At 68.3% G+C, this 6,522-nt stretch carries 8 protein-coding genes; 4 read left to right on the top strand and 4 right to left on the bottom strand.

The window, feature by feature from the left end:
• The 3 genes from CH341_RS35890 to hflX form a co-directional block, all read left to right on the top strand.
• On the top strand, nucleotides 1–481 hold a 481-nt coding region (locus CH341_RS35890; RefSeq protein ID WP_245431057.1), incomplete at its 5' end, for an aminotransferase class IV.
• Between the two features lie 180 nt (nucleotides 482–661).
• A complete protein-coding gene (gene hfq, locus CH341_RS14450; RefSeq protein ID WP_008385166.1) occupies nucleotides 662–916 on the top strand; it encodes an RNA chaperone Hfq in 255 nt (84 codons plus the stop codon).
• Nucleotides 917–2,302: a GTPase HflX gene (gene hflX / locus CH341_RS14445; RefSeq protein ID WP_425376183.1), complete on the top strand. Its 1,386-nt coding sequence runs from the start codon at nucleotides 917–919 to the stop codon at nucleotides 2,300–2,302.
• Nucleotides 2,303–2,336: 34 nt separating this feature from the next.
• Here the strand turns inward: hflX and mazG are convergent, their stop codons facing one another.
• A complete protein-coding gene (mazG, locus tag CH341_RS14440; RefSeq protein WP_111419715.1) occupies nucleotides 2,337–3,161 on the bottom strand; it encodes a nucleoside triphosphate pyrophosphohydrolase in 825 nt (274 codons plus the stop codon).
• The gene (locus CH341_RS14435) at nucleotides 3,158–3,640 is read right to left on the bottom strand and encodes a MaoC family dehydratase (protein ID WP_111419714.1); all 483 of its coding nucleotides are present in this window, start codon (nucleotides 3,638–3,640) and stop codon (nucleotides 3,158–3,160) included. The genes mazG and CH341_RS14435 overlap by 4 nt, the downstream gene beginning before the upstream one ends.
• A 383-nt stretch (nucleotides 3,641–4,023) precedes the next feature.
• Between CH341_RS14435 and CH341_RS14430 the strand changes: the two genes are divergently transcribed.
• Complete coding sequence (locus tag CH341_RS14430) at nucleotides 4,024–4,566, top strand: CinA family protein (protein WP_111419713.1); 543 nt, start codon at nucleotides 4,024–4,026, stop codon at nucleotides 4,564–4,566.
• 5 nt (nucleotides 4,567–4,571) lie between these two features.
• Here the strand turns inward: CH341_RS14430 and CH341_RS14425 are convergent, their stop codons facing one another.
• A complete protein-coding gene (locus CH341_RS14425) occupies nucleotides 4,572–4,787 on the bottom strand; it encodes a dodecin (protein ID WP_111419712.1) in 216 nt (71 codons plus the stop codon).
• Nucleotides 4,788–4,858: 71 nt separating this feature from the next.
• Entirely contained in the window at nucleotides 4,859–6,280 is a 1,422-nt protein-coding gene (gene lpdA, locus CH341_RS14420; protein ID WP_111419711.1) for a dihydrolipoyl dehydrogenase, read from the bottom strand.
• Between the last annotated feature and the right edge of the window lie 242 nt (nucleotides 6,281–6,522).

Below are 6,522 nucleotides of genomic sequence, written 5' to 3'. Positions count from 1 at the left end.
CGCCGCCGCCCGCACCGGCATCGCCGTGGTGACGCTGCCCGAGACCCGGTGGGCCCGGGTCGACATCAAGTCCATCGCGCTGCTGCCGAACGTCCTCGCCAAGCAGGCGGCGCGGGAGCAGGGCGCCCGCGAGGCCTGGTTCGTCGACCGCGACGGCTATGTGACCGAAGGCGCGTCCTCGAACGCCTGGATCGTCACGGACCGGGACGAGGTGGTCACCCGACCGGTGGGGCCGGACATCCTGCGCGGCATCTCGCGCGAGGTCGTCAAGGAGGTGGTCGCCAGCAAGGGGCTGACCCTCGTCGAGCGGCCGTTCACGGTCGCCGAGGCCCATGCCGCCCGCGAATCCTTCGTGACGGCCGCGAGCCAGATCGTCATGCCGGTGGTCCGGATCGACGGGCGACCGGTCGGTACCGGTGCGCCTGGCGCTGTCGCGGCGGCGCTCCGGGCGTCCTTCCACGCCCATGCCGAAGTCACCTGAGCCGGGAACCTGCTGCCGATTCAGGCGGTAATCGGCCAGCTTGGACTTGCGCTCGTTTCCGCGGTGCAATCTAATACCGACTGCCCACGCCCGCGGGCGCCGCAACCGCGGTGCGCGCCGGGCGCGAAAAAGTCGCCACCTCGCGAAAGGGGACCGCGAGTACAACGGAAACAAACGGCCATGGCAGCCGATCGCTCACAAAATCTACAAGACACCTTCCTGAACTACGTCCGCAAGAACAAGACGCCGCTCACCATTTTTCTCGTGAACGGAGTCAAGCTCCAAGGCGTTGTTACCTGGTTCGACAACTTCTGCGTATTGCTGCGACGGGACGGGCATTCTCAACTCGTCTACAAGCACGCGATCTCGACCATCATGCCGGGTCATCCGATCCAGTTGTTCGAGGGAGCCGAAGAAGCAGCGGAAAAGGCCTGATTGGAGCCACGACATCGCGACGATCCGCAACGCATGACGCCGAGCCCGACGGGCGAGGGGATTGCGCGTTGCCTGGTCGTCGGACCCTATATCCGCATTGGTGAGGCACGGGCCGCTCTGGCCCGGGCCGATTTTTCCGCGCGCACTCCCGAGGCCCGCCTCGATGAGGCGACCGGGCTGGCCCGCGCCATCGACCTGGAGGTGGTTCATACCGGGGTCGTCATGCTGTCGACCGTCCGGCCCGCGACCTATCTGGGCAAGGGCAAGGTCGAGGAGCTCGCCGGACTGGTGAAGAGCCTGGAGATCGAGCTGGTCGTCATGGACTGCGCGCTCTCTCCGGTCCAACAACGCAATCTGGAGAAGGCCTGGGGCGCCAAGGTCCTGGATCGCACCGGCCTGATCCTGGAAATCTTCGGCCGGCGCGCCGCCACCCGCGAGGGAACGCTGCAGGTCGAGCTGGCCCATCTGACCTATCAGAAGAGCCGACTGGTGCGGTCCTGGACCCATCTGGAGCGCCAGCGCGGCGGCTTCGGCTTCCTGGGCGGCCCCGGCGAGACCCAGATCGAGACCGACCGGCGGCTCATTCAGGACCGCATCCGGCGCATCGAGCACGAGCTCGAAGGCGTCAAGCGCACCCGCAGCCTGCACCGCACCAGCCGCAAGCGCGTGCCGTATCCGATCGTCGCACTGGTCGGCTACACCAATGCCGGCAAGTCGACGCTGTTCAATCGGCTGACACGCTCCGGCGTGCTCGCCGCCGACATGCTGTTCGCGACCCTCGATCCGACGCTGCGCTCGGTCGACCTCCCGAACGGGCCGCGCGTGATCCTGTCCGACACGGTCGGCTTCATCTCCGACCTTCCGACCATGCTGGTCGCCGCCTTCCGTGCGACGCTCGAGGAGGTCATCGAAGCCGACCTGATCCTGCATGTGCGCGACGTCTCCCACGGCGATACGCAGGCGCAGTCGCGTGACGTCGACAAGGTTCTCGACGAGCTCGGCATCCCGCCCGAGGACGAGCGCATCCTGGAGGTCTGGAACAAGATCGACCAGCTCTCAGCGGAAGAGCGCGAGCGCCTGGAGAACCTGGCGGCGCGGCAGGCGGCGGAGCGCCGGCCGATGCTGGTGTCGGCCGTCAGCGGGGAGGGGCTCGACACCCTGGTGGCGACGATCTCGGAACGCGTCGCTCGCACCCGCGTGGCCTTGACGGTCGAGATCGACGCGTCGGACGGCGCGGCGTTGAGCTGGTTGCACCGTAACGGCGACGTGCTCGACACCGCGACGACCGAGGCCGGCGTCACGACGGTCCATCTGCGCGTCCATCCGAGCCGGGAAGGGCAGGTGCGGGCGAAGTTCGGCGAGCGCGTGCACGGCATGGCCGGCTGAGGCGGCGCCACGACGCCGCCGGTCGAAGACCTCCCTATCCGGTGCTCCCACGCTCGGCCGCCTTGGCGGCATCCCAGAGCCCATCCATCTCGTCGAGCGTCGACTCCGCCGGCGTCTTGCCGCGCTCGGCCAGCGCGCGCTCGATGAAGGCGAACCGGCGCTCGAACTTGAGATTCGTCTCCCGCAGCGTGCGCTCCGGGTCGGCGTCGAGGTGGCGCGCCAAGTTGACGATCGCGAACAGCAGATCGCCGACCTCGGCGCCCGCGTCGACCGTGTCGCCGGCGTCGAGCGCCGCTTCGATCTCGTCGGCTTCCTCGCGGATCTTCGCCAGCACGGCGCGCGGATCGTTCCAGTCGAAGCCGACCCGGCTCGCCTTCTGCTGAAGCTTCAGGGCGCGGGTGAGGGCGGGCAGGGTGGGTGGCACCCCGGCCAGGGCGCCCTGCTCCTCCCGCCGCGCACCGCCTCGCGCCGCCCGGTCGGCCTTCTCCTGCGCCTTGATCCGCTCCCACAGACCGGCCACGGCGTCCGGCGTGGAGCCTTCCTCGTCACCGAACACATGCGGGTGCCGACGCAGCATTTTCGACGTGATCGCGGTGACGACGTCACCGAAGTCGAAGGTGCCTTCTTCCTCCGCCATCCGGGCGTGGAAGACGACCTGGAGCAGGAGGTCGCCGAGTTCGTCCTTCAGGTCGTGGCGGTCGTCGCGCGCGATCGCGTCGGCGACCTCGTAGGCCTCCTCGATCGTGTAGGGCGCGATCGTCGCGAAGTTCTGGGCGAGGTCCCAGGCGCAGCCGCTGCCCGGCTTGCGGAGCGCCGCCATGATCTCCAGGAGCCGCCCGATGTCACGGGACGGGGTCATGGCGCCACGGTCCGGCAGCGCACGAGGACCATTCCGATCATGCTCATCACGACTTCGTCCCGCTGGTTCAGAACCTCGACGAAGGAGCGGACCAGGCCGCGGTCGGGCTTGGACCGCGACCGTTCTGCCGACACCGTGGTCACCCGGATTCGCAGCTCGTCGCCGGGGCGGACCGGCTTGATCCAGCGGAGCTCGTCGATCCCGGGGCTGGCCAGGCTCGCGACCGCGGTGAGCCAGCGCGTCGCGATCAGCCGCATCGCCAGGGCTGCCGTATGCCATCCGCTGGCGATCAGTCCGCCGAACACGCCGGCTGCCGCGGCCTGCGGGTCGGTGTGCATGGCCTGGGGATCGTAGCGGCGGGCGAACTCGACGACCTCGGCTTCGGTCACGGCCACAGTGCCGTACTCGTAGGTCACGCCCGGGACGTAGTCCTCGAAGTAGCGGTCCTCGATCGGGACCGCGAAATCCGGCTGGTTCATTCCGACTTGGCTCGTTCGACGGTTTCGCGCGGCGGCACCATAGACGTCATGGCCAGGGGATTCGACTCCGGTGAACCGGCAGCGGCCGCTCGATGTCGTGGCCGGCTCGAGCGGACGCCGCTGGGTCGGATCGGCGCGCAAGCCGGAGATGCGGCCGAGGGGAGACGGTCGAACCCATATCGGTGATTCGCATAAGACATATTATGGAATATAAAATCACAGCGCAGCCGGTCTCGATTGGATTGCGGTATCAATGCGTTGTCGGAGCTGTCTCGGATTTGGGTCGTCGATCCGCGCTCCGGTGGCGACCGTTGCGGCGCATCGGAACGACCAGCGCGGCTGCCGCGTTCTCGGGCTGCCCGCCATCCATCGGACCCGACCAAATGAGCGAGATCGAATTCACCGCCATCGACGAGGCTCTGGTTCGCCGCGCCGCCGAGGTGGTCGCGCGGGCCCACGAGCGCGGCCTGACCCTGGTGACGGCCGAATCGTGCACGGGCGGGCTTCTGGCGGCCGTGCTGTCCGAGGCACCCGGCGCCGGCACCCAGCTCCAGGGTGGCTTCACGGTCTACACCAAGGCGCAGAAGACGATCGCGCTGGGCGTGCCCGAGGACCTTCTGAGACGCCGCACGGCGGTCTGCGAGGACGTGGCGCGGGCCATGGTGGCGGGCGCGCTGAGGCAGTCCTGCGCCGACCTGGCGATCTCGGTCACGGGTGTGGCCGGGCCGGCCTGCGACGAGGACGACAATCCGGTCGGCCTCGTGCACCTGGCGGCCGGCCGCCGCGGTCACCCGCCGGCCCACCGCGTGTTCCGGTTCGGCGACATCGGTCGCGGCGCCATCCGTTACCGGACGGTCGTCGCGGCGTTGGTGCTGATCGACGAGGTTTTGTCGACCGCGACGGCGACCGAGGCCGGCGCCGCCTGACCGCGTCAGTCGGCGTCGTCCATCGTGAAGCCGACCTTGATGGTCACCTGGAAATGCCGAACCTCGCCGTCCTCGATATGGCCGCGAGTGCCGACCACCTCGAACCAGCGCATGTTTCGCAGCGTCTTGCCGGCGCGTGCGACGGCGTTCCGGATCGCGTCGTCGATGCTCGTCTCCGACGAGCCGACCAGCTCGGTGATCTTGTAGGTGTGGTCCGTCATGGCGTCTCGCTCCCCTGCCCTGGACACGTCCCCGGCGCGCCCGCGCCGAGGCCCGCGTCCGATGTTCCGCGTCACATGTTGAGGACGCGGCCGTAGGCGTCGAGCACCGCTTCCTTCATCATCTCGGAAAGCGTCGGATGCGGGAAGACGGTGTGCATCAGCTCTTCCTCGGTGGTCTCCAGGTTCATGGCGACGACATAGCCCTGGATCAGCTCCGTCACCTCCGCGCCGACCATGTGGGCGCCGAGAAGCTGGCCGGTCTTCTTGTCGAAGATCACCTTGATCATGCCCTGGTCCTCGCCCAGAGCAATCGCCTTGCCGTTGCCCGCGAACGGGAACTTTCCGACCCGGACGTCGATCTTCTTCTCCTTGGCGGCGGCCTCGGTGAGGCCGACGGAGGCGACCTGGGGCGAGCAGTAGGTGCAGCCCGGGATCTTCGACTTGTCGAGCGGATGCGGGTGCAGGCCCTTGATCGCCTCGACGCAGATGACGCCCTCGTGCTCGGCCTTGTGGGCCAGCATCGGCGGCCCGGCGACGTCGCCGATCGCGTAGACGCCCGGCACGTTGGTCTTGCCGAGCCCGTCCGTGACGACGATGCCGCGCTCGATCTTCACGCCGACCTTCTCGAGGCCGAGATTTTCCACGTTACCGACCACGCCGACAGCCGAGATCACCCGGTCCACGGTCAGCGTCTGGGTTCCGCCCTTGCCGTCGTCGATCGTCGCCGTGACGCTGTCGGCCTTCTTGTCGAGCTTGGTCACCTTGGCGCCCGTGAAGATCTTCAGTCCCTGCTTCTCGAGCTGCTTTCGCGCAAAGGCGGCGATCTCGGCATCCTCGACGGGGAGGATCTGCGGCAGCACCTCGACGACCGTCACGTCGGCCCCCATGGTGCGGTAGAACGAGGCGAACTCGATCCCGATCGCGCCGGAGCCGACGACCAGCAGCGACTTCGGCATCTTCTCCGGCACCATCGCCTCGAAATAGGTCCACACGAGCTTGCCGTCGGGCTCGAGGCCCGGCAGCACGCGCGGGCGCGCGCCGGTGGCGACGATGATGTGCTTGGCCTGGTAGCTGCCCGGCCCGAGCGTCCCCTTCGGCGCTTCGGTCTTGGAGGCCGCCACCGTGATCTTGCCGGGCGCGTCGAGCGTCGCCGCCCCCCAGATCACCGAGACCTTGTTCTTCTTCATCAGGAAGCCGACGCCGTCCGCGAGCCGCTTGGAGACGCCGCGCGAGCGCTTCACCACGGCGGCCGGATCGAACCTCACATTGTCGGCCTTCAGCCCGTAGGCGTCGGCGTGCTGCAGGTAGTGATAGATCTCGGCGGAGCGCAGCAGCGCCTTGGTCGGGATGCAGCCCCAGTTCAGGCAGATGCCGCCGAGATGCGTCTTCTCGACGATCGCGGTCTTGAAGCCGAGCTGCGCCGCCCGGATCGCCGTGACATAGCCGCCCGGGCCGGAGCCGATGATGATGACGTCGAAGGAGGTGTCGGACATTCTTGTTCTCTGATCGGCTGGTCCTCTCCGGCGGAGAGGACGCCCGTTCGAACAGACGGGCGTTCGGGGGGACGTCTCGTTTCAGATCACGAACGCGCTCACGCTGCGGCGGCGGCTCTCGGTCTCACCCCGAGGTGCCGCCGCAGGCGGCGTCTCGAAGGGTGTCGCCGCGGGCATCACACCACCATCATGACCGGGTTCTCGACGAAGCGTTTCACGGCACCCAGCAGCTCGGCGCCGAG

This window comes from Rhodoplanes roseus (assembly GCF_003258865.1).
Lineage (GTDB): Bacteria > Pseudomonadota > Alphaproteobacteria > Rhizobiales > Xanthobacteraceae > Rhodoplanes > Rhodoplanes roseus.
The sequence above is the reverse complement of the archived record's forward strand: the minus strand, read 5'-3'. Positions and strand labels throughout refer to the sequence as shown.

Excerpts from the sequence above, each read along its gene's own strand:
- hfq (WP_008385166.1), top strand. The coding sequence starts at position 662 with ATGGCAGCCGATCGCTCACAAAATCTACAAGACACCTTCCTGAACTAC.
- mazG (WP_111419715.1), bottom strand. The coding sequence starts at position 3,161 with ATGACCCCGTCCCGTGACATCGGGCGGCTCCTGGAGATCATGGCGGCG.
- CH341_RS14435 (WP_111419714.1), bottom strand. The coding sequence starts at position 3,640 with ATGAACCAGCCGGATTTCGCGGTCCCGATCGAGGACCGCTACTTCGAG.
- CH341_RS14430 (WP_111419713.1), top strand. The coding sequence starts at position 4,024 with ATGAGCGAGATCGAATTCACCGCCATCGACGAGGCTCTGGTTCGCCGC.
- CH341_RS14425 (WP_111419712.1), bottom strand. The coding sequence starts at position 4,787 with ATGACGGACCACACCTACAAGATCACCGAGCTGGTCGGCTCGTCGGAG.
- lpdA (WP_111419711.1), bottom strand. The coding sequence starts at position 6,280 with ATGTCCGACACCTCCTTCGACGTCATCATCATCGGCTCCGGCCCGGGC.